The sequence below is a fragment of the Enterovibrio gelatinilyticus genome (assembly GCF_028683095.1).
Lineage (GTDB): Bacteria > Pseudomonadota > Gammaproteobacteria > Enterobacterales > Vibrionaceae > Enterovibrio > Enterovibrio gelatinilyticus.
Genome location: NZ_JAJUBC010000013.1, coordinates 1 through 20,501 on the forward strand (window position 1 = coordinate 1; position 20,501 = coordinate 20,501).

General features: G+C 46.1%; 17 protein-coding genes and 3 pseudogenes. 10 read left to right on the forward strand and 10 right to left on the reverse strand.

From position 1 onward, the window contains the following. Positions 1–216: 216 nt before the first annotated feature. Both LRP50_RS12430 and LRP50_RS12435 read right to left on the reverse strand, forming a co-directional pair. Positions 217–372: a hypothetical protein gene (locus LRP50_RS12430; RefSeq protein WP_017014722.1), complete on the reverse strand. Its 156-nt coding sequence runs from the start codon at positions 370–372 to the stop codon at positions 217–219. Between the two features lie 216 nt (positions 373–588). After that, positions 589–744, reverse strand: a complete 156-nt coding sequence (locus tag LRP50_RS12435) for a hypothetical protein (RefSeq protein WP_274164788.1) — start codon at positions 742–744, stop codon at positions 589–591. A 115-nt stretch (positions 745–859) separates the two neighbouring features. On the opposite strand from LRP50_RS12435, the gene LRP50_RS12440 reads away from it, so the two are divergent. After that, complete coding sequence (locus LRP50_RS12440) at positions 860–1,177, forward strand: hypothetical protein (protein ID WP_274164789.1); 318 nt, start codon at positions 860–862, stop codon at positions 1,175–1,177. Positions 1,178–2,496: 1,319 nt separating this feature from the next. Here the strand turns inward: LRP50_RS12440 and LRP50_RS12445 are convergent. Then, positions 2,497–3,367 (reverse strand): annotated as a pseudogene (locus LRP50_RS12445) (IS110 family RNA-guided transposase); the annotation flags it as partial. Positions 3,368–3,654: 287 nt separating this feature from the next. On the opposite strand from LRP50_RS12445, the gene LRP50_RS12450 reads away from it, so the two are divergent. Next, positions 3,655–4,239, forward strand: coding sequence for a DUF6630 family protein (locus LRP50_RS12450; protein WP_274164790.1), 585 nt, complete (start codon positions 3,655–3,657; stop codon positions 4,237–4,239). A gap of 257 nt (positions 4,240–4,496) precedes the next feature. On the opposite strand, the pseudogene LRP50_RS25745 reads toward LRP50_RS12450, so the two are convergent. Further along, positions 4,497–4,669 (reverse strand): annotated as a pseudogene (locus LRP50_RS25745) (IS91 family transposase); the annotation flags it as partial. A gap of 132 nt (positions 4,670–4,801) precedes the next feature. Beyond that, positions 4,802–5,212 (reverse strand): annotated as a pseudogene (locus LRP50_RS12455) (site-specific integrase); the annotation flags it as partial. Positions 5,213–5,424: 212 nt separating this feature from the next. On the opposite strand from LRP50_RS12455, the gene LRP50_RS12460 reads away from it, so the two are divergent. Together LRP50_RS12460 and LRP50_RS12465 are read left to right on the forward strand one after the other, a co-directional pair. Beyond that, entirely contained in the window at positions 5,425–5,823 is a 399-nt protein-coding gene (locus LRP50_RS12460) for a hypothetical protein (protein ID WP_274164791.1), read from the forward strand. A 56-nt stretch (positions 5,824–5,879) separates the two neighbouring features. Further along, positions 5,880–6,263, forward strand: coding sequence for a RidA family protein (locus LRP50_RS12465; RefSeq protein WP_274164792.1), 384 nt, complete (start codon positions 5,880–5,882; stop codon positions 6,261–6,263). A 104-nt stretch (positions 6,264–6,367) separates the two neighbouring features. Here the strand turns inward: LRP50_RS12465 and LRP50_RS12470 are convergent, their stop codons facing one another. The 3 genes from LRP50_RS12470 to rbsK form a co-directional block, all read right to left on the reverse strand. Continuing rightward, the gene (locus tag LRP50_RS12470) at positions 6,368–7,279 is read right to left on the reverse strand and encodes a pyridoxal-phosphate dependent enzyme (RefSeq protein ID WP_274164793.1); all 912 of its coding nucleotides are present in this window, start codon (positions 7,277–7,279) and stop codon (positions 6,368–6,370) included. A 77-nt stretch (positions 7,280–7,356) separates the two neighbouring features. Continuing rightward, positions 7,357–8,259 (reverse strand): patatin-like phospholipase family protein, encoded by a 903-nt coding sequence (locus tag LRP50_RS12475; protein WP_274164794.1) that lies wholly within the window; start codon positions 8,257–8,259, stop codon positions 7,357–7,359. A 34-nt stretch (positions 8,260–8,293) separates the two neighbouring features. After that, positions 8,294–9,232, reverse strand: coding sequence for a ribokinase (gene rbsK, locus LRP50_RS12480; RefSeq protein ID WP_274164795.1), 939 nt, complete (start codon positions 9,230–9,232; stop codon positions 8,294–8,296). Between the two features lie 244 nt (positions 9,233–9,476). On the opposite strand from rbsK, the gene LRP50_RS12485 reads away from it, so the two are divergent. After that, on the forward strand, positions 9,477–9,977 hold the full coding sequence (locus LRP50_RS12485; protein WP_274164796.1) for a hypothetical protein: 501 nt from the start codon (positions 9,477–9,479) through the stop codon (positions 9,975–9,977). 534 nt (positions 9,978–10,511) lie between these two features. Beyond that, positions 10,512–11,942, forward strand: coding sequence for a Na+/H+ antiporter NhaC (nhaC, locus tag LRP50_RS12490; protein ID WP_274164797.1), 1,431 nt, complete (start codon positions 10,512–10,514; stop codon positions 11,940–11,942). Between the two features lie 166 nt (positions 11,943–12,108). Here the strand turns inward: nhaC and LRP50_RS12495 are convergent, their stop codons facing one another. Next, positions 12,109–14,628 carry a CoA transferase gene (locus LRP50_RS12495; protein WP_274164798.1) on the reverse strand — a complete coding sequence of 840 codons (2,520 nt, stop codon included), beginning with the start codon at positions 14,626–14,628 and terminating at the stop codon, positions 12,109–12,111. A 157-nt stretch (positions 14,629–14,785) separates the two neighbouring features. Continuing rightward, complete coding sequence (locus tag LRP50_RS12500; protein ID WP_274164799.1) at positions 14,786–15,712, reverse strand: LysR substrate-binding domain-containing protein; 927 nt, start codon at positions 15,710–15,712, stop codon at positions 14,786–14,788. Positions 15,713–16,053: 341 nt separating this feature from the next. Here LRP50_RS12500 and LRP50_RS12505 point away from each other — a divergent pair, with 341 nt between their 5' ends. The 4 genes from LRP50_RS12505 (at position 16,054) to LRP50_RS12520 (ending at position 20,469) form a co-directional block, all read left to right on the forward strand. Continuing rightward, on the forward strand, positions 16,054–16,344 hold the full coding sequence (locus LRP50_RS12505; RefSeq protein ID WP_274164800.1) for a BCCT family transporter: 291 nt from the start codon (positions 16,054–16,056) through the stop codon (positions 16,342–16,344). Further along, complete coding sequence (locus tag LRP50_RS12510) at positions 16,341–17,501, forward strand: iron-containing alcohol dehydrogenase (protein WP_274164801.1); 1,161 nt, start codon at positions 16,341–16,343, stop codon at positions 17,499–17,501. The genes LRP50_RS12505 and LRP50_RS12510 overlap by 4 nt, the downstream gene beginning before the upstream one ends. Positions 17,502–17,517: 16 nt before the next feature. Next, positions 17,518–19,011 (forward strand): CoA-acylating methylmalonate-semialdehyde dehydrogenase, encoded by a 1,494-nt coding sequence (locus LRP50_RS12515; protein WP_274164802.1) that lies wholly within the window; start codon positions 17,518–17,520, stop codon positions 19,009–19,011. Positions 19,012–19,452: 441 nt separating this feature from the next. Further along, the gene (locus LRP50_RS12520) at positions 19,453–20,469 is read left to right on the forward strand and encodes a TRAP transporter substrate-binding protein (protein ID WP_274164803.1); all 1,017 of its coding nucleotides are present in this window, start codon (positions 19,453–19,455) and stop codon (positions 20,467–20,469) included. Positions 20,470–20,501 lie beyond the last annotated feature (32 nt).

Below are 20,501 nucleotides of genomic sequence, written 5' to 3' on the forward strand. Positions count from 1 at the left end.
CCAAGCAGTCGGACAGCCTTGCCGTAGCGCCTTTAGTGCATGGCTTCGCCATTATTGCACAAAAGTCACAATAACAAGTCTGCCGCTGTTGGCGGCGTTATCCGTCAGTTCTTCCCAGTGTTTAGTTTGCGATGTTTGATTAGCTATTTCCTCTCTTCGTTACAGGTTGTTTAACCTCAAAACCCTCGTCAAACCAATCCCAAACTCGATGCAAAATCATGTGGCTATCTTTGCTAAGTTGAATTCAACGCTTGTGGTTTTATCGAGTGATTTTGTCTTTATGGTCGCAGTTGAACTCACAAAATGGCGCGTTCGTTGGGTGTTGGCGGCAAAGCCGCGATAGTATGAAAGTTCAGCGGCTAACAAGGTCATGAACGGGACACCTTGCCAATCTCGAAGCGCTTAGAAAGTAGAGTGAATACATCGGTTTGGTTGGGTTTAGTGCGGGCAAGTGCCCGTTATCACAACGTTATCCGTCAATTCTTATCTGTATTTAGTTTGCGATGTTTGGCTAGGCAATTCCTTTCTTCGTCGCAGGCTGTTTAATCTGAAAACGCTCATCAAACCAATCCCAAACTCGATGCAAAATCATGTGGCTATCTTTGCTAAGTTGAATTCAATGCTTTTGGTTTTATCGAGTGATTTTGTCTTTAAGGCCGCAGTTGAACTCACAAAATGGCGCGTTCGATGGATGTTGGCGGCAAAGCCGCGATAGTATGAAGCTTCAGCGGCTAACAAGGTCATCAACGGGACACCTTGCCAATCTCGAAGCGCTTAGAAAGTGGCGTGAATACATTGGTTTGGTGAGGTTCAGTGCGGGCAAGTGCCCGTTATCACAACGTTATACACAAGTCAGAGTATGGAATTAGAGAAGATTATTAATCACATATTCACTTACAGCTTCCCTACGGATGAACAGCTTGTTCGTTTCGCAAACGATCGTCATGGTTTTGGCGGTGATGATGGTGATTACGGTGTAACATACCCTTCTGACCTTGATGCTTACGAAAGAGAAGTAGAGCAGCAGTTTATACCAGAGGGTAGTATTGAAATTTACTGTTCGGCGTACACAGATAAAGACATCATCATCACAGAAAAGCAGTATCTTGCTGCGTTAAAACAGTACCTTGATGCAACTAGCCAGCACGATTTGGCATATGAGTTAAAAAATGTATAACAAGGCAAGTCAATCTGACAGCTTACTCTCCAGTTGTGTTCGTGCGGGAAAAACTTCGCACAAACACAAGTTCCGTTACAGCTGCAGTTGCTTGCGGCGTTAAATTTTGTGGTGCATCTGATCAATCAGAGAAAATTGAAGAAACGCTTAAGGCGACTAGAGGCTGATCTTGGCAATACGTTGAAGCAGCAAGGAGCCAACATTTCGAACTCAGAATTCATGAGTAACTTAGATTTCTGGGTTAGCTATTATGTAACGTGTCTCCTTAGGAAAACGGAGCTCCCAAGTGACTTTTGGTGTGACGGTTCGACATGGAATAATGAACGACATTCTTTAGAATTTTATGAGTTGTCAAAATACCAGTATTCCTTAAAGTGTGAGTTAGATGTCCAAGATGATAAATCATCTTATGACGGGACTCTCTTGGCAAATTTCGAGTATGACCTGAAATTTAAAACATTTATATCTTACAAAATTCTGCTGTCAGTAGAGGAAAATGAGTACTTGTTTTCGTCGATGGTGAAGTGAAAATTTAACAAGGCCATCAAACATCACGCCCTGCGGGCGCTGGACTCGCAAAAATCGCTCGCCGTTTATGGCAGCGTTATCCGTCAGTTCTTACAGTGTTTATTTTGCGATGTTTGGCTAGCTATTTCCTCTCTTCGTCGCAGGCTGTTTAAATCCAAAAGTATCATCAAACCAATCCCAAACTCGATGCAAAATCATGTGGCTATCTTTGCTAAGTTGAATTTATCGCTTGTGGTTTTATCGAGTGATTTTGTCTTTTAGGCCGTAATTGAACTCGCAAAATGGCGCGTTCGTTGGGTGTTGGCGGCGAAACCGCGATAGTATGGAGAATCAGCGGCTAACACATATGAGCCCTTCTCCGGTCAAGAGGCAATAGCTGTCTTTATGACTGCGTAAGCAGTCATTGCTTTCGAACAACAAAGTCATCTACTTCGCTTTGTCATTTGAGCCATTAAGTCGTTGCTTACGGCAAACACATATAGAGGGTCTCTTACTGCGGTCTCACCGCTGCCTGTCATTCGAGTGACAGGGCCACTAGACACTTTTCCGTTAACCCAGGCTGGCACTATTCAAGAAGAAGGCTAAACAATTGTTTTCCAGTTATCTTCAGGCTCAGGCTAGGTGTAAGCAACTTTGTTGTTCGTTGTAATGCGCACCAATGGGATAGCTAATCAAGGCCAAAGGGCTTGGACAACGGTGGACACAGCAGACTCTGGCGGGCTTATACCCAATAAACGCAGTCAGCAAAGTGTTCTTCCTCAGCACCAGTTAGACGTTCAGCTCACCCCATTGTGCGCCAAGGCAGACAGCGCTTTTGCCTTGCTCATGCGTTTTTGCAGTCGCGCGAGGTATTTCTGGGCTTTTTCATTCCCTCGTAAATAGAGTACAGCTGCTTCAGAGAAGGCCCATTTTAGGTGGGCATTGCCAATTTTGTTCCCGCTGGTGCCATATTGTTTTCCCGCCGACTCGGCTTTGCACTTCACCAAGCGGGAGTAAGAGGCAAAGTGTTGAACGGAAGGAAAACGTTGAATATTCCCAATCTCATACAAAATGGTCAGAGCAAGAATACGGCCAATGCCGGGCACAGTTTGAAGCAGTATGTAGTCTTTCGGATTGTGTTGCTTGGCGTTTTTCTCGATGAAGCATTCCACATGGGTGAGTTCTTTGGTGTAGAAGCCAATCATATTGAGGTCGATATCGATGTTGCGGTTAATCGCCGGCTCATTGAAGCGGTTGCGCACGTCTTCCCTGGAAGAGGGATAACGGAGGGCGAGATTGGGTGATGGCACATTGTATTGAGTAAAGGTGTTGGACACATGTGCTTTAAGGTGCGCGCCGTGGCGCACGAGTTTGGTTCGTCGGCGGAGTAAATCACGGGTAGCGCGCATGGCTTTCGGGTAAACGTAGGCCAGCGGGAAATTACCGCCGCGGATCAGAGATGCGATTTTAAATGAATCAATACGATCATTTTTGGTTTTGCCCCCATGAATGGCTTTCATGTACAAGGCATGGCCGAGGACAAAATCAAAGGCGTAGTCGAGGCAAAGGTCACTGACCTAATACCAGCAATGCATCTGGGTCTGCGCCGATCTTCTTGTGAAGGACTTCATTGCCTGTCTCGGCGAGAATACAGACGTAAAGAATACGCGCATGCAGATCGATGCCGCAGTAATAGTTATGCTATTGGTTATAAAATCTCATTGAGTCTTCTCCGTGTTGGTTTTGTCGCCTTCCAGCTTAGCCCGAGGGTTAAACTGGAGCTGAAGGCTCAATGAGTATCAAGGCACTAAGCCCGACACTTTACGCTTGGCAATTTTGCTTCGCAAAAGTCTACGCCAAGGTCTCGTACGGGTTAGCTTGGCGTTATATTTCGAAGAGAGCTTGGTCGGTGAATTCTCAACATGTAAGTGTGGGCATCAATATAGATGAAGAAAAATAATGGGTAACTTATGGAAGCATTATTGTTAATAGCTAGCTTAATGTTAAATAAAAGCAACCAAGTAGAATTTAACAGTTTATTGACGGAATTTAATGAGTCACAAAATATAAAGTCATTTTATCATTCTGCTAATGTGAAAAAGTATACTCAGCATCTTGATCTAGATTTTTGGGGTGATGAAGATGAGCTAACGAATGCACAGTTGCTTTACGCGTTTTCAGTTGAAAAAAAAGCAGCTCAATTTATCGACTGGAAGGGAGAGCATGAAGAGAATCAACTGAAAAGTTTGATAACAAATCAGCTTAAGGAAAAAAACATACATGACTTCGACTGGAAATTTTTAAAAGAATTCGATAAACGCGTAGATTTGGGGGAGCTAGAACAGGGTGACTATATAATTAAAAAATTAATTATTGTTGATAAACATCTCCAAAAACGAGGCTTCAGGCTAGCGTTTTTCAATCCAGGGGAGATTTGGGATGGTTATATTCCATTTATTGTTAGTGAGAAACAGTATGATGTTGTCAAAACAATTAGGTGTGATGAGCATGGTAATGAATGTACGAGTTTAAGCAACATTGATGATGATTTTTAAAAACCTAAAAATAAGAATAAGTGTCGCGCAGCCGACACTTTATTTGGGTGTTGCACAAGCCCGTTGCTGCTTTATTCAGTCAATTGCTCGGGTGAGCGCCGGATGGATGTACCCGCCACTGATTAACAGGCGAACGGCGCCATGAAGTTATTAGACATTCCATAACTTCAATGGGTTACGTCACTGTGTGTCTTTTCTTCCGCGCTTTCTCCTTCGATTAAATGGCCGCCATTATCCTTATCCTGTTCGCCTTTCGGCTACCCCCCTCGAGTGACGCCCACGCAGAGCAAGAGTCGTTCCCAGCACGTTGGACAACATCGCGTCACGGGCTGTTCGGCGCGGGCTCAAGTGGCAACGTCCTGTGTGCCATTTGAAGCAACATAAGCTGAATATGGTGTCGTTTTCGCTTCGCACTGCCATGCAGCAACCCGATAAAGGTACTCATGTTGCCTCTCACTAAATAGTGAGCCCAGAGGCGAGTTGATTCACCGCCAGATGAAGCTGGGCGTGTTTCACGTCCGTGAGTTGGGTGTAGCGTGCCGTCGTCGTGAGACTGGCATGACCCGAGACAATAGAGGGTGTAGAAGAAGCGTTGGTAGTCAGGTTGTCGGGTGAAGGTGATGAGTAAGCCGACCTCCCTGGGGGTTAAGATATCGGGCAAGCGTTTGACCTGAGGCGGCTTAACGATATCGAGCCATTGCCATTGTTTATTAAGGGTGTAGCGATAGAAGAACTGCAAGCCATTGCGGTCGAGTTTGACGGTGCTCCAGGAGTGGGTTCCGATAAGGTTCACGAAGTAGGTTTTGAGCTGTTGCTGAGAGAGATTATCCGGTGGACAATCAAAGAACTGTGCGATGCGGCGGACGGCACGGCTGTAGGCATCAATGGTGGCGGGTCGTTTCCCTTGAAGGGTTAAGTTATTGAGGTGCTGTTGATAAAGCGTATCGAAGCGCTGCTGTTGTTGACGGTTCATAGTGTTTATCCTGTACGCTGCCCGATTGGCAGAGTTGGGAGAAACGTAAGCGGTGTGTTGTTATTCTGCCGCATAGCGGCTTCGTTCAACAAATTGCTGCAAGGGACAAAGTTCGCTCCAGCAACATATCGTTCGCTACGCTAACGTTACCATATGTTGCTGGAGCGTAACTTTGCACGTGTTCAAGGCTTTATACGTATCTTTGGGATTGGATGAAAACTAACATTATCGATTCAAATTGGCCAAACGCATTACGCTGGTTTTTAGTTCAAAATACTGAACACTTTTGCCCGTGGCATTTTCTTTCTAAACCAACGGAATTTGATTTTGCCGCTCAAGCATTTGCAAACGAAGATACTAAACACCGAAAAGTGTTTGTATTTGCTAGCCGTCAAGATAATGATGATTTTGCTGGGTTAGAAGTTATAAACGGCTTAATTGCAGATAAGGTTTTAGTATTCCACCCAACTTTTAATTCAGGTGAATCCGAACGATGCTGGGATATAGTAGATTCCGAGTTCAGTGATGTTTTTGAGTTTTTATCCAGTCAGATAGTTCCTGATATGAAAGATTGGGCCTTAACAGAAGACGCAATTCACCTTTTAGAGTAAATACGTATAACAAGCACGTAAACCAAAAGACGCAAAATAGCAGGCTAAGAGGTAATATGAAGAAGTCCATTGTTCCTGAGCAATTCAAACACTACTACGACGATTGGCACTTTTCACCTGTAATTGAAGCAGATGGAACGGTTTATCTATCCGGCGTTACTGCTGCTAGAAAAGATAAACCAATCAGCATTGATCCCCAAGAGCAGTTCCACGATGCGTTTCATAAACTAGGTATATATCTCGATGCCGCAGGGCTAACTTACGATGACATTCTTGAAATGACCACATTCCACATTGACCTAAAGGCGCACATTGAGGTTTTTTCAAAAGTCAAAGATGAGTATGTGAAAGCTCCATATCCAGCGTGGTCTGCTATAGGAGTATCTGAGTTCATTCCAGAAAATGCCTTGGTAGAAATGCGTATTGTGGCAAAAAGATAATTTCGCCGTGCATAACACCTCCGTTCCAGCGCACATGATTGCGACGTTATGTGCCAATGGAGGTAATATGAGGAATGAACGACGATTAGCTGAATATGCTGCACTTAGGTGCGATGCACATCATCAAATTTTCGCTGATATCTCGGCAGCATGCTTTCATTGCCCAGCACACCACCTTGGTGAATGTACAACAATTGCTTATCGCTATTTTGAGGATACCATTCCAGTAAACAACGCCACATTAATGGGTCATACAGAAGGTCAAACTCGATGTGGGTTTGGTCAAGTAAATACTGCCAAACACGGTAATCCGCCTCATACAACTTACCGAAATGATGTTTCTGGCTGCGCGTTAACACCGTCGGATGGTTGGCTTCATTCAGTTCGTTGAATTGAGCGGTTAGATAGTCTTCCCCACCCACACATGGGCAAGTAACCACGTCAATACCATGCTCACTCAGGTGTTTGTTGAGATACAGCGCCGTTGTACCTGTTCCTGAAGGTAAGGCGACAACAATTGGCTTCTCTTGGTTGAATAGCGACCACTCTATAATCTCATCCGCGAGTGTTTTCACACCGGCTTCTGCAATTGGTGAACGTCCCCCTTCAGGCACCAGCAGGTGATGTTCATCCTGTCTGTGTTTTTTAATAAATACTTCTGGGTGTATGGGCTCTGCGCTAACGTCCGACATCTCGATCACTTTTGCGCCGAGATCGAGCGCACCGCGGTAATTACCAATAGGGCTTGATTTTAGCCAACTCGGAATTCGATCAACATAGAACTCAAGCTGCCAACCTTTGATGGCAGCGAGGGCTGCCAGAGAAAGCAGCGAATTCGCTTGGGGCGAACCATAACCGATCAGGTGAGTAATATTGGGGTCGTCATGTTGCAATAGCGACATCAATTTTCGCGCTTTGTTACCGGAAAATTGGCTATGCAGCAGATCATCTCGTTTTAGAAAAAACGGAATATCTTCAAACATGTGCTGAGTGACTGGGCTATTGGCAAGTTTCATGAACAAATACTGGCGATTTAACGAGGCGGCATTATACCTGCCCTTTCCTTGAACAATAACAAGGTAACAAGGTGCAATCAGCCTTTTGTTTGATCTTCGACAGACGATGGGCAACAAGCGAGCGATTTTTCCTGTGCTTGCTGCCAACGTTCAATCGCGCCTTGCCCTGACGCCACACCAATGTCATACGCAAGCTCGAGTGAAGCTGCATTTCGGCTCAAGCGTTTAAGGCTGAAATTTTCTGGCGGACAAATTTCAATGATGGTAACGCCGGGAGGCGGATTATTAATCAATGTCAACGCGGCGTTATAGCGAAGATGGCGGGTAAGCATGGGCTCAATGAGTTGGGGGTGATCGTTCAATAAACGTTTGGTTAATGCCGCGAACTTGGGTGCAGATTTACGATAGCTGTTTGGACGGCTTCGAAGCACCATGATAGACCTTGCTCCTCGACGAATCGCTTCGGCAACAGGAATGGCATCCGCCACGCCGCCATCAACATACCGTACACCGCCTAGATCAACGCCGTGTCGATACATCACGGGCAACGCACTACTGGCTTTCATTGTGTCGGCCAGTGTGTCTACATGTGGTGTTAAGTATTCCGCTTCGCCTGTGTCTTGCCGCGTGACGCCGAGAAAGAATGGCCTTGGGTCTGCACGAAGAACGTCTTTATCTATCCCTAGCTCTTTGAGTGTGATCTCCCACATCCAATCGAGATCCATCAAATCACCGCCCAAGGCAAATTTCCCCGGTCTGATGAATTCTTTGCGCAGGCTATAATCGAGATAAATTTTGCGGTTACGACCGGGCATATTCGCAAGGTAAGCCGCAAGATTGCTGGCACCGGCAGACACACCCCAGAAGCTATCAAACGATGAAAATCCTTGAGCCATAAAATGGTCAAGCACACCGCAAGAGAAGATGCCTCGCATCGCACCACCTTCGACGATCAACGCCCTTTCACCGATAGTGTTCAAGCATACCTCCCTGTTTTCATACAATCATCCGATGTTATTTCTGACTCGCCAAAAACACGTCCACTTCCTCTCGAGTCGGAATGGAGGTTTGCGCACCAAAACGCGTGACCGAAATTGCAGCGGCGGCATGAGCAAACCGAATGGCTGACGTTATAGACATTCGTTCCATCAAACCTGTCACAAATGCGCCGTTAAAAGTATCACCCGCAGCCGTTGTGTCTGTGGCCTTAACACGAAAACCTTCGATAATTCCACCAGACAGTTGAAGGCTTTCTTCATCTTGCTGACTCAGATACACACCCTTGGCCCCCAAAGTGATCATCACGGTATTGATCCCTTTTTGATGAAGGATCCCTGCTGCCTGTTGTGCGCTGCTCTCGCATTCAACTTTAATGCCCGTTAACACTTCTGCTTCGGTTTCATTAGGCGTGATGATATCAACAGACTGAAGCAGGCTATCAGGCAAATCGGCGGCTGGCGCAGGATTTAGGATCACCTGAGTACCATGCGCTTTCGCCACAATCGCTGCACGCTCAATGCCATCGAGCGGCGTTTCTAGTTGCATCAACAGATAATCTGCATTTTTGATGCGTTCTAACTCTGGCTCAATCACTGAAGAGGTGAGCTTGGCGTTCGCTTCTGGTGAGAGGCAAATGCTATTTTCGCCACTGTCTGATACCTGAATCATCGCAATGCCCGTTGGACAATCCGATTGAATTTTCACCCCAGCGATATTGATACCATCGCTCTCAAAACGCTGGCGAATATTCACGCCAAACGCATCGTCACCCACACAGGCAATAAAACCAATATCGGCATTTAGTCTTGCAGCAGCAACGGCTTGATTTGCTCCCTTTCCACCAGGGATAACTTGGTATTGACGACCAATAAGTGTTTCGCCAGGGCGAGGAAAAGAAGGGACTTGCAAAACGTGATCTGCATTTACGCTGCCCAATACCACTAGCTGGTTCATGACGATATCCTTGGCTTTTTGGGAAAGCCTTATAGTTGAATGACTCTACACTGATAATGCGTGAGGAGCACAAGGTTGATAGTTCCAACCCATTTGAAAACGAATTGCTAAGGGCTTCAATCAATTTCGCTCCCCTTTACTTCTTTTTGACTATTTTGTCATCAGAATTGACTCCTACACACCTTGTATACCAACAGTCATGGTGCACAAAATCATGGGATAACAAGACGCAAGCGTGTCTTAAATGGTAGGCTTCGCAATCTCTTACTTTGTTCCATATATTTACGCAGGCGTTCTCACTCACATGCACGATGATATTGAATATTTGACCGTTTCAGGAAACACCCCGCTCACTGATGAATGGACAGTCACTCTCCCATCAACATTTCAGAGCAAAATGGAAGATGAAGACTTAGTGATCTGGAAATCGGGCCTAACAATATGGTGCTCTGTGTGGGGCATTGAGCCTGAAGAGTTTCGCGAAGAAGCGCTGGAATGGGTTGCAGAAGAACAAGCGGAGAAAGCGTTCGATGTTCAGCAGACGGAAAGAGATGGGCTTATCTTTTATCGCTATCGCCTGTTTGAAGAAACCAACGATTACCGCGTCGCCTCCGTGTATTGCTTTGCCTTTTCACACACCAGTTATATTCAGCTTGGCATCTATGTCGACGACGAAGCGGACTATGCTCAAGCTATCAAAATCTGTGAAAGTCTTTCATTTATTAATCAAACTGTATTTCATTAATTTTGCCTTCCGTTTTGACGAAAACCTGCCCTTTCTTCCTCATCTCTGCCCGCGAGGCGCAAGCACAAAAAACAGTGCACATTCTTTGGCTTGAAGACAGCAATTTGGCGCTAACGCTCAATTTCAACAGTATTTGATATTTCTAAACAAGCAAAGGGTCATCAAACTGCGATAAAACAACGCTACGTCTCGTATCTACAACACCACATCCCTGTCCATGACGCATACGATGAAAGAAGCAAGAGATAAAACCTTGCTAAAAAGTACCTTGCGGGCATTTGCCCTCAACCAATAATAATAAGCATGTGCTGTGTTCTCCGATGAATTCTGTTCATTCTTCGGAGAGGGTTTCCTATGACGGATACGATCTCCCGCCAAAACGAGAAGAGTCATGTCAGGCCAATTGGGCCTTCGGCATTGCTTCCTAACACCTGTGCTTTATCAGAAACCGCTTCTTTTTCCGCTCGTAAAACACATGAACGTATATAAAGAACGCACATTTTCCGGTCAAAAATGTAAACAACTGGAGGTAACATGAAGACGGATATTCCTGAAGGTGCGAGAGCACCACTGCTATGGGAAGCCATTCTCTCGCTCTTATCACTTGTGCTTGGTATCAGTATATCAATCGTCATCTATGGGCTGGACCCCCAAATACCGATGCTACTCGGCGTCATCGTCGCTTGTATTGTCGCGCTTCGTTGTGGGTTCCAATGGAAAGACATTCAAGCGGGGATGGTAAACGGCATTTACAATGCCTTGCCCGCAATGATTATTCTCATGATTGTCGGCTCACTCATTGGCGTTTGGATTCTTGCGGGCGTTGTGCCCACGCTAATCTATTATGGGCTGCAAGTGTTGGCACCAGAGATTTTCTTGCCCGCTTGCGTGATTATCTGTGCCGTCACCTCGCTGGCAACAGGCACAAGTTGGGGTACAACAGGGACGATTGGTGTCGCGCTGATGGGCGTTGGCGGTGGGCTCGGCTTTCCCTTGCCACTTGTTGCTGGTGCGGTTTTATCAGGCGCCTATTTTGGCGACAAAATGTCACCGCTTTCAGACACAACTAACCTCGCCCCCGCAATGGCGGGAACCGACCTGTTTACCCACATCAAGCACATGTCTTACACCACAGGCGTTTCGATAAGCATCACAATGATCATCGAAATCGTACTTGGCCTGCAATACAGTGCAAGTAACAGCAACATCGAACGCATCGATACGATTCTCACTACACTGGATAGCACTTTCTTCATCAACCCCGTTCTGTTCCTTCCCCTTTTGATAGTACTTGGTGTGTCTTATAAGAAAATGCCTGCCATCCCTGGTATTGCATTGGGTGTTATTGCAGGTGCGATTTGTGCAGCCAGTCTGCAAGGCGCAGACTACAACGCCATAGCAAGTGTTGCGTTTGGTGGCTATACCTCTGAAACGGGTGTCTCCGATGTAGATTCCCTGCTTTCTCGCGGCGGTATGGACTCGATGATGTATACCATCAGCTTGATCATTGTTGCCATGATGTTTGGCGGCGTGATGGAGCGAACCAACCAGCTTCGCGTTATTGCGGACAAAATTCTTTCTGCCGCAAAATCTACCGGCTCCCTGGTCGTTTCGACTGTACTAACCGCTATTGGCGCAAACTTAATTTTGTGTGATCAATACATGGCAATTGTGATGACGGCTCGAAGCTACTCTGAAGCCTATCGAGAGCGGGGGCTTGCACCCGAAAACCTCTCACGTGCGGTTGAAGATTCTGCCACGGTAACCGCCAACCTTGTTCCTTGGAACTCGGGCGGTGCCTATCAAGCAGCCACATTGGGTGTTGCGACACTCGCGTATTTACCCTTCAATTTCTTCTGCTGGATCTCTCCGATTGTGACCATAATATTTGGTGTAATGGGCTGGACTATCTGGAAGATTGACGATGAGGAACCGCGTGAATCGAGCGTGGAACGTGATTTATAAGAAAGGATTGAATAAGTAATAACATCAAAAATGGCGCTCATTGAGCGCCATTTTTTATCGTGAATATGTTAAAACCCTACCTTCTCAGAGTGACACCTAAGCCTTTCGCTAAAAAGGCGTTAAGAAGACGAGCCTCGCTATTTACCCAACCACTTCGTTTAAAATATTAGTTCGGTATAAATGCATCAGACCAGCCTTCACTGACAACACCCGTATTGATTAGCGCTTGAATCGCATCATCGCTTAACGACAAACGAGAAAGAACCTCGCGGCTCGAAGTGCCAAATCTCTCTGTCGGTTTGAGCGCAATGATCCCTGCATGGGAAGGCCGAATAGAATAATGATCGACGGTGGTAGTTTCTAAGCCACTTGGGTGGTCTTCATAAACAGAAAATGCATAGCTCCCTAGGTCACTCCCCACTTTTCCATCGCTTTTTCGGCTGTACTTATCGCGTAGCCATTCAATGCTTTTTATTTCCGCTGCACCTATGTCTAGCTCACAAAATGTATTGATCCAGTAATCACAGGTCTGCTTCCGCAAGGCATTGGCGATAAGCGCTTTTCGATCAGCTTCATTGCAAACAGAAACCCCTCGAAAGTGCTTGAGCAACTCAAACGTCTCGAGATCCTTTTCAGACGCATCAAGATACAGCCAACCATCCGATGTCGGATAAATATGGGACAGACTATGGTAGCCCAAAGCCTCTCGGCCGGACGGCTCGTTAAACGGTCCGCGGCTAGCATAGTCATGGCTATATTTTATCTGCGCTAGATTCGAGATTGACGACAGTGATGTTCTCGCACGCAGTGCTTGTCCCGTTCTTTCACGATGATATAACGCCACTGCAATACTCAAACCACCAGCAAAACCGCAGTTCACATCCAAAGTGCCGATATGGGCATGTTCTTCTGGGGTTTGCGCCCCGCCAAAGCGACTCATGATCCCGCTATTGGCTTGAATAATATCGTCATAGCCAATGTAGTCGGTTTTTTCACCGCGCTTAGGACCACCAAAGCAATCTAAACGACAAAATATCACATTGGGATTGATGGCTTTCAACCGTGCATCGCTTAACCCTAACGCCTCAACTTGACGCTCTGGAGCGTTGATCACAACCACGTCACTTTCTTTAACCAATTGTTCAAAAATGGTTTTTCCTTGGTCAGTCAGCATATCCATCAATAGGCTTTCTTTTCCGCAGTTAGACAAAAAGCTAAACAAGACGCCAATGAGTGGATCGTAAAGGGATTTGGTAGGGTCCAGTTTCGTCACTTTGGCACCAAAGCGCGCCAAGAACCCTGTGGAATGGGGCCCTGCAATGACATTGGTAAGGTCGAGTACACGCACACCATCTAGCCAAAGTGGATTGATGTCATCTTGTTGGCCTTGCTCCTGATCAAGAGATGCGATGTTCAACGTAGGTTCTGAACGGAAAGAAAAGAGATATTTGGCATCATTAAAATCACCATACTGACGAGGTGACACGTCGCACAGTTCCTCTCCCATGCCTTCAAACCAAATGAGCGGTCCCGGCTGTTTCATTTCACCATAGTTTTCATCATTCACGGTGACCGTCAGGCCGCTTTCAACATTGTGAGGGTTGCCCATCCATTCTTGTGTAGAACGATGTGGCGCACCAGGAATGCCATGCTCCCCAAATAACTGGCCCCATTCTTCAGAGGTTTTAGTCACAAAAGCACGCTTCATTTTTTCAGCAATAATGTCCGCCCATTTTTTTGGCAATGGGTACACGCCAATAGAGGTCTCTCCGTCCCATTCAGCAATGGGCAGATACAAGTCCTCAACATCAGGAAGCCCTTCGTCAACGAGCTCATCATAGAGTCCCGCAACCTGCAGGCAGCGTTTCGCATGATTACGATGCGAAGGACAGACGACGTAAAAAAAACGCCCATCTTTGCATTCGTACGTGCGGAAAAATGGGTCAAGAAACTCCTGCAACTCCTCGTATGTCACATCCATTTCAAGCCCATGCTCACGACGACGAGCAATCTCATGCTCGCGCATGGTAGCGTAACGCTCAGGGAGGTCTTCAATCACTATCGAGTTATAGGACAGCCCTTCCATCAAAGCTGATGCTATAGGGACTTCAATATGATCACCCCGACCACTCTTTTCACGTGCATATAAGGCGAGAGATACAGCACTGCTTGCCAACGTTGTCGCGTACGCTGACCCTAAAGCCAATGGAGAGAAACTTGGATTGCAGCCCATGAGTAATCGGTTGAAGCCCATGTCAGCATATACGCCGGAGGTGGCAGAGATAATCGCTTCCGTGGCTTTCCATTCCCTTCTGAGTGTGTCGTTAGAAGCAAAGCCGGGGACAGATAAGGTAATCAGCCTTGGATCGGCCTGACGAAGTAATTCAAAATCAATCCCTAGACCTTGAAGTTTACCGGGGCGGAAGTTTTCGATAATGATGTCAGCAGTAGCGCAGAGACAAAGGGCTTTTTCGCGTCCCTCACTGGTTTTCAAGTCCAGTTCAATACACAATTTATTTCGATTTAACACCGCATTAGCAGGATCATCCCACATTGGGCCACCTAGCGGGTCGATATGTACAACGTTTGCACCTAAATCGGCAAGAATCATCGCAACAGCGGGACCAGCAATATATTGGCCAAAATCTACAACATTGATTCCTGCAAGCGGCAGTGTATTTCTCATTTATTTATGCTCCTACCATAGAGATGTTAACCTGAAATGAGAAACCTCCTTCACACGGAGAGGGAGTTTCATTACAGGCAATGATAGGTTGCAGTGAAATAAACAACCATTAATAAAATTTAGGTCTCGACGTATAAAAAATTAATACGACAGAAAATTAATTATATAAATCTCTATAGTCATTATTGGATGAATCCCTCTCCACTTCCAACAATATCCAATCAATAAACAACTGAGCGTGTGGATGTAAGGCCCTTGAATTAGACCTAACAAGATAAAATGCTTCACGTGTCGTTACGCCTGTCTCAAATAAGCGAACAAGCTTTCCCTCGCCAACATATCTTTTAACCAAACTGCTCCGACCAAGTGCTATACCGCCATGATTTATTGCTACTTCTAACGCATTGACTAATGTGTCATATTGGCTACCTTGCTGAAACTCGGCATAAGGTAACCCCATGCTAGCAAACCAATGACCCCAACCGTCTTCATAACCAATTACATGCAGCAATTTCTCTTTTAGTAGCGTCTCTGAACTGATGTCTGACGGCAGACGTTCCGCATACTGTTTGCTGCAAACGGGAGACAGGGTATCCCAGGTTAAACGATGGGCTGTTAGATGCGGCCATTGCCCATTTCCATAGGTGACTTCTATGTCACAATCATTCGAGCCATGACGATTATTCACCCAGATATTACTGGTGACTTTTAGGTTAACTTCAGGATATTTCGCCATAAAGCTCTCCAATCTTGGCGCAAGCCAATGAATAAAAAAGACCAAATTAATCCTAATATTTAATAACTTAGTCCTATTCTGACCAAAGAGCTCCTCCGTCACTTCTGAAAGCTTCTCTATAGCATCATGCACAACGGGCATATAAGCCGCCCCGGCGTCAGTCAACTGAAGGCCTCGTGGAAGACGCACAAACAGTGCTGTGCCCAACTGACTCTCTAAGCCTTTTATCTGTTGGCTCATTGCTGCCTGTGTAATATGCAACTCTTGCGATGCGTGAGTAAAACTCAAATGCCGAGCCGCGGCTTCAAAAGAGCGTAGCCAGTTCAACGGGGGAAGCCTCTTCTTCATGTTTACATCCTTGTTTACTCACGACTTCAAGATACTTGTTCAGCGAGAATGGGTTTGGGTAAATACCCAAACCCATTCCCAGTGCTTTTTAATGTAACTCAATAAAACGTAATTTGCGCAATAAATTAATCATCTATTGGGATGTATAAATTTTCTTATGCCAATGGCTGTATTTTTTTTGATTGTCTAAATGAGCGTGAACGTAGATGTTTAGCTGGATCTAAATATAAACAATGAAGAACCAGAAAGACTAATGAAGTTAAATAAAGAAAACAATAACAACACAAGGTGACAATCGTCACTAAAAATCACAAGGGCAGATTTCAATCAGGAGCATTGCAATGGGAAATGAGATAAGTAGGAATAATAAAAAAGGAATATTTGCAGGGGTAAACCCTGTAATGGCCACTGGGTCTTCCTTTCTTATTATTTTGTTTGTTATCTACACCACGTTAGCGCCAGAACACGCCAGTGGCGTTTATTCTGCATCAAAGAATTATATCGCAACGAATTTGGCTTGGTACTACGTCGGATTGATGAGCATCTTCTTATTTATATCTATCTATCTCGTTTTCAGTCGCTATGGGAGCATCAAACTAGGAAAACCAGACGTAATAGGAGCAACCAAATGAGCGCATCAGTCACCTTACCAAGAATGATGGAAATTGGCGGCGGAGCAATCGCTCGTACGCCTGATTTGGTGAAGAACTTAAATGCATCACGCGTGTTATTAATCACCGACAGAACCATGGTGCAGTTTGGTTATGCCGATAAGGTTCAACAATTGCTCACCCATGCGGATATTGAATCTCGTGTCTATGCGGACACCATTCCTGAACCGACAGCGAGCTCAGTCGATGAAGCTGTACAAATCGCTAAAGACGGCGGGTTTGATTGCTTGATTGCGCTCGGCGGCGGCAGCGCCATCGACAGTGCTAAGGCCATTGCGATTCTTGCTCACTTCGGCGGAAAAATGCGTGACTACAAAGTCCCGCGTATTGTGAATGAGCAAGGCTTACCGATCATTGCCATTCCAACCACGGCCGGAACAGGCTCTGAAGTGACCAAGTTTACCGTGATCACTGATGACGCTACCGACGAGAAAATGCTGTGTGTTGGATTAGGTTTCTCCCCTACGGCAGCGATTGTGGATTATGAACTGACGATGTCATTGCCCGCGCGCATCACCGCGGATACGGGTATCGATGCATTAACTCATGCTATTGAAGCCTACGTCAGCCTTAAAGCCAGTGCATTTAGCGACTTCAACGCGCTAGAAGCGATGCGATTAATTGCACCTAACCTTCGCACGGTTTACCACAATGGCAACGATACAAACGCTCGCGAAGCCATGATGCGAGGCGCAACATTAGCAGGGATTGCCTTTTCCAATGCCTCTGTTGCGCTAGTCCATGGAATGAGCCGCCCGATTGGGGCGTTTTTCCACGTTCCTCATGGCCTATCCAACGCCATGCTTTTACCAAGTATTACCGCTTTCTCTATTCAAGAAGCACCTGTGCGATACGCACAGTGTGCCGTTGCAATGGGGCTGGCCCGTGAAACAGATTCGATTGATGTTGCCAATGTACGGTTAGTGGAAGAACTCGCCGCGATCAATCAAGAGCTCAACGTCCCAACACTGGAAGAGTTTGGGGTGACACGCGACAACTTTGAATCTGTGGTCGATACCATGATAGAGCAAGCTCTCGCATCAGGATCGCCCGCCAACAACCCAAGAGTTCCCAACCCAGAAGAAATGAAATCATTGTATCGAGGCCTTTGGTCTTAAGAAAAGGAAGCCATCCATGGAAAATATTGGACACCTCATCAACGGCAAGTTGCGCGAAGACAATGCCGGCACGCAACCTGTTTATAACCCAGCTACTGGGGAAGCGATCCGTGAGTTAATGCTCGCTCCTGACGATCTGGTTAACGAAGCCGTTGATATTGCCAACGCCGCGTTTCAATCATGGCGCGATCAACCTGCCATTAAACGTGCGCGCATCATGTTTAAATACAAGCAGTTGCTTGAAGAAAACAAAGATGAAATATGCCGTCTCATTGGCGAAGAGCACGGAAAGATTGCACACGACGCAGCGGGCGAACTGCAACGCGGCATCGAAAACGTCGAATATGCCTGTGCAGCAGCAGAGTTGCTCAAAGGTGAATACAGCAAGAATGTCGGTCCTTCCATTGATTCATGGTCAGAGCATCAACCTCTGGGTGTCGTCGCGGGCATCACACCATTTAACTTCCCAGCGATGGTACCACTGTGGATGTTCCCAATGGCCTTGGTATGCGGTAACTGCTTTATCCTCAAGCCATCAGAAAAAGATCCAAGCACTTCTTTATTTATCGCGATGTTGCTCAAAGAAGCTGGCCTTCCTGACGGTGTAATGCAGGTTCTTCAAGGTGGTAAATCTGTGGTAGATGGTCTGCTAACGCACAAAGGCATTGAGGCGGTTAGTTTTGTTGGCAGTACACCGATTGCCAAATATATCTATGAGCAAGCCACGCAAAACGGCAAGCGCTGCCAGGCGTTGGGCGGAGCGAAAAACCACGCGATAGTTATGCCAGATTGCGATCTTGAAAATGCGGCGAATCAATTGGTTGGAGCCGCATATGGCTCTAGTGGCGAGCGTTGCATGGCGCTATCCGTCGCCGTTGTCGTAGGCCAAGAAACGGCAGATAGCTTAGCTGCGATGCTTAAACCAAAGCTTGACGAACTCCGCGTGGGCGCTTTTTATGATAACGACAATGACTTCGGTCCTGTTATCAGTCGCGAGCATAAAGAGAAAGTGAATGGCTATATTTCCTCTGCTGAAAGTGACGGTGCGATCCTTGTGGTTGATGGTAGAAACCCAGAAGTAGAAGGCTATGAAAGCGGGTACTTTGTTGGCCCGACGTTGATCGACAATGTGCTGCCGAACATGACGAGTTACCAAGAAGAAATCTTTGGTCCTGTCATGCAAATTGTTCGCGTCGATTCAATGCAAGAAGCCATGACGCTCATCGACAACCATGAGTACGGCAACGGCACTTGCATCTTCACCCGTGACGGGGAAGCGGCGAGATATTTCTCAGACAACATCAAGGTAGGCATGGTCGGGATCAATGTGCCACTACCTGTGCCGGTTGCTTACCACAGCTTTGGGGGTTGGAAGCAATCTCTGTTCGGTGATTTGCATGCCTATGGTCCAGACTCGGTGAAGTTCTACACACGCCGAAAAACCATCACTCAACGCTGGCCATCCGCGAATGTTCGCGAAGGTGCGGTATTCTCGATGCCTACACTCTAGCCACGCTTGCTGTTTAATACATATACAGAATTGAATAACGCCCAAACCGTATCATTGGTTTTGGGCGTTTGTTTTATTCATAGCATTGATATTGAGCCACAAATCGATAGGTGGCGCTCTTTCATAACGTACGATGTTGCGTTCATTCTGCTTGTTATACATTTTCCTTATCCTACCTCGCTTTCACACTAGAAACAGTAAAGCCTTATTTTTCAATGCAATAACAATAAAATATCGACTGTTCTACCGCGTATCACGCCCAATCTTTATTAACAATAAATTAACCAAAGGCTGATTTTGAGATCTAGGTCTCGGAAGATAATTAAGTTACCGGTAACACTATTGCAACGTTACCGGTAACATTCGTAACAATCAGAACAAGAAACCTTCAGTGGAAACGCTGTTATTTTCCAACGTGGAACCCATAAGGATACCTCTGAAATGAACATGCTATCTAAAGCTTTGTTAGCTGCTACCGTCACTGGCCTCTTTTCTGCATCAACCTTAGCCGCTGATTTTAAACTAAAAATTCAGTCATCTGATCCATCAGGCGACCTTAACTTCAAAATCCAGCAAGATTGGGCAGAGCGTGTTGAACAAATGTCGAATGGCAGAATCGATATCGACTTACTGCCTGTTGGCTCTATTGTTAAACATACTGAAACATTAGGCTCGATCAAATTGGGCATTATTGATGGCCATATCACGGCGACAGGTTACTTCTCAGGCAAAGACCCCGCATTTGGTTTGATTGGCAACATGGTTGGCGCATGGTCAGACACCACACAATTGCTGCAATACATGAACTACGGTGGCGGCAACGAATTAATGACCGAACTGTACGCGCCGTACGGTGTGAAGTTCATTGGCGCATCGACCACGGGTGTCGAGTCTTTCATTTCGAAAAAGCCATTAGATGGCGTTGATGATCTTAAAGGGTTGAAACTCAGAGCACCTGAAGGCTTGGTGCAGCAAGTATTTGCCGCCGCAGGCGCAACCCCTGTTAACCTGCCTGGTTCCGAAGTATTTACTGGCTTGAGCAAAGGCGTGATCGACGCGGCGGATTACACCGTGTTTTCAACCAACCAAAAAGCGGGCATGAACGACATTGCCACGCACCCTGTCCAGCCGGGCTTCCACTCTCTCCCACTCATCGATGTGTCAATTTCGCAAAAGAAATGGGACGCCATGCCTGCGGATCTACAACAAATATTGCAAACCTCGGTGAGGGATTTCTCATACGACATCACCACCCAACTAAAAATTGCAGACCAAGCAGCACTCACAGAAGCACAGAACAACCCAAACATCACCATCCACAATTGGTCTGACGACGAACGTAAGAAATTCCGTGAAATCGCGAAGACCCAATGGAAGGTGTTTGCCGAACGTTCGCCAAATGCACAAAAGGTCTATGACTCTGTCACCACGTTCCTGACCTCAAACGGTTTGTTGTAATCGTACGTTGTTTGCCCTAGTGAGGGTGTTTG

What these genes read in the sequence shown, in the direction of transcription:
- LRP50_RS12520 (WP_274164803.1), top strand. Translation starts at nt 19,453, where the DNA reads ATGAACATGCTATCTAAAGCTTTGTTAGCTGCTACCGTCACTGGCCTC.
- rbsK (WP_274164795.1), bottom strand. Translation starts at nt 9,232, where the DNA reads ATGAACCAGCTAGTGGTATTGGGCAGCGTAAATGCAGATCACGTTTTG.
- LRP50_RS12440 (WP_274164789.1), top strand. Translation starts at nt 860, where the DNA reads ATGGAATTAGAGAAGATTATTAATCACATATTCACTTACAGCTTCCCT.
- LRP50_RS12435 (WP_274164788.1), bottom strand. Translation starts at nt 744, where the DNA reads ATGACCTTGTTAGCCGCTGAAGCTTCATACTATCGCGGCTTTGCCGCC.
- LRP50_RS12505 (WP_274164800.1), top strand. Translation starts at nt 16,054, where the DNA reads ATGGGAAATGAGATAAGTAGGAATAATAAAAAAGGAATATTTGCAGGG.
- LRP50_RS12485 (WP_274164796.1), top strand. Translation starts at nt 9,477, where the DNA reads ATGGTAGGCTTCGCAATCTCTTACTTTGTTCCATATATTTACGCAGGC.
- LRP50_RS12500 (WP_274164799.1), bottom strand. Translation starts at nt 15,712, where the DNA reads ATGAAGAAGAGGCTTCCCCCGTTGAACTGGCTACGCTCTTTTGAAGCC.
- LRP50_RS12460 (WP_274164791.1), top strand. Translation starts at nt 5,425, where the DNA reads ATGAAAACTAACATTATCGATTCAAATTGGCCAAACGCATTACGCTGG.
- LRP50_RS12450 (WP_274164790.1), top strand. Translation starts at nt 3,655, where the DNA reads ATGGAAGCATTATTGTTAATAGCTAGCTTAATGTTAAATAAAAGCAAC.
- LRP50_RS12495 (WP_274164798.1), bottom strand. Translation starts at nt 14,628, where the DNA reads ATGAGAAATACACTGCCGCTTGCAGGAATCAATGTTGTAGATTTTGGC.
- LRP50_RS12465 (WP_274164792.1), top strand. Translation starts at nt 5,880, where the DNA reads ATGAAGAAGTCCATTGTTCCTGAGCAATTCAAACACTACTACGACGAT.
- LRP50_RS12510 (WP_274164801.1), top strand. Translation starts at nt 16,341, where the DNA reads ATGAGCGCATCAGTCACCTTACCAAGAATGATGGAAATTGGCGGCGGA.
- LRP50_RS12470 (WP_274164793.1), bottom strand. Translation starts at nt 7,279, where the DNA reads ATGAAACTTGCCAATAGCCCAGTCACTCAGCACATGTTTGAAGATATT.
- LRP50_RS12515 (WP_274164802.1), top strand. Translation starts at nt 17,518, where the DNA reads ATGGAAAATATTGGACACCTCATCAACGGCAAGTTGCGCGAAGACAAT.
- nhaC (WP_274164797.1), top strand. Translation starts at nt 10,512, where the DNA reads ATGAAGACGGATATTCCTGAAGGTGCGAGAGCACCACTGCTATGGGAA.
- LRP50_RS12430 (WP_017014722.1), bottom strand. Translation starts at nt 372, where the DNA reads ATGACCTTGTTAGCCGCTGAACTTTCATACTATCGCGGCTTTGCCGCC.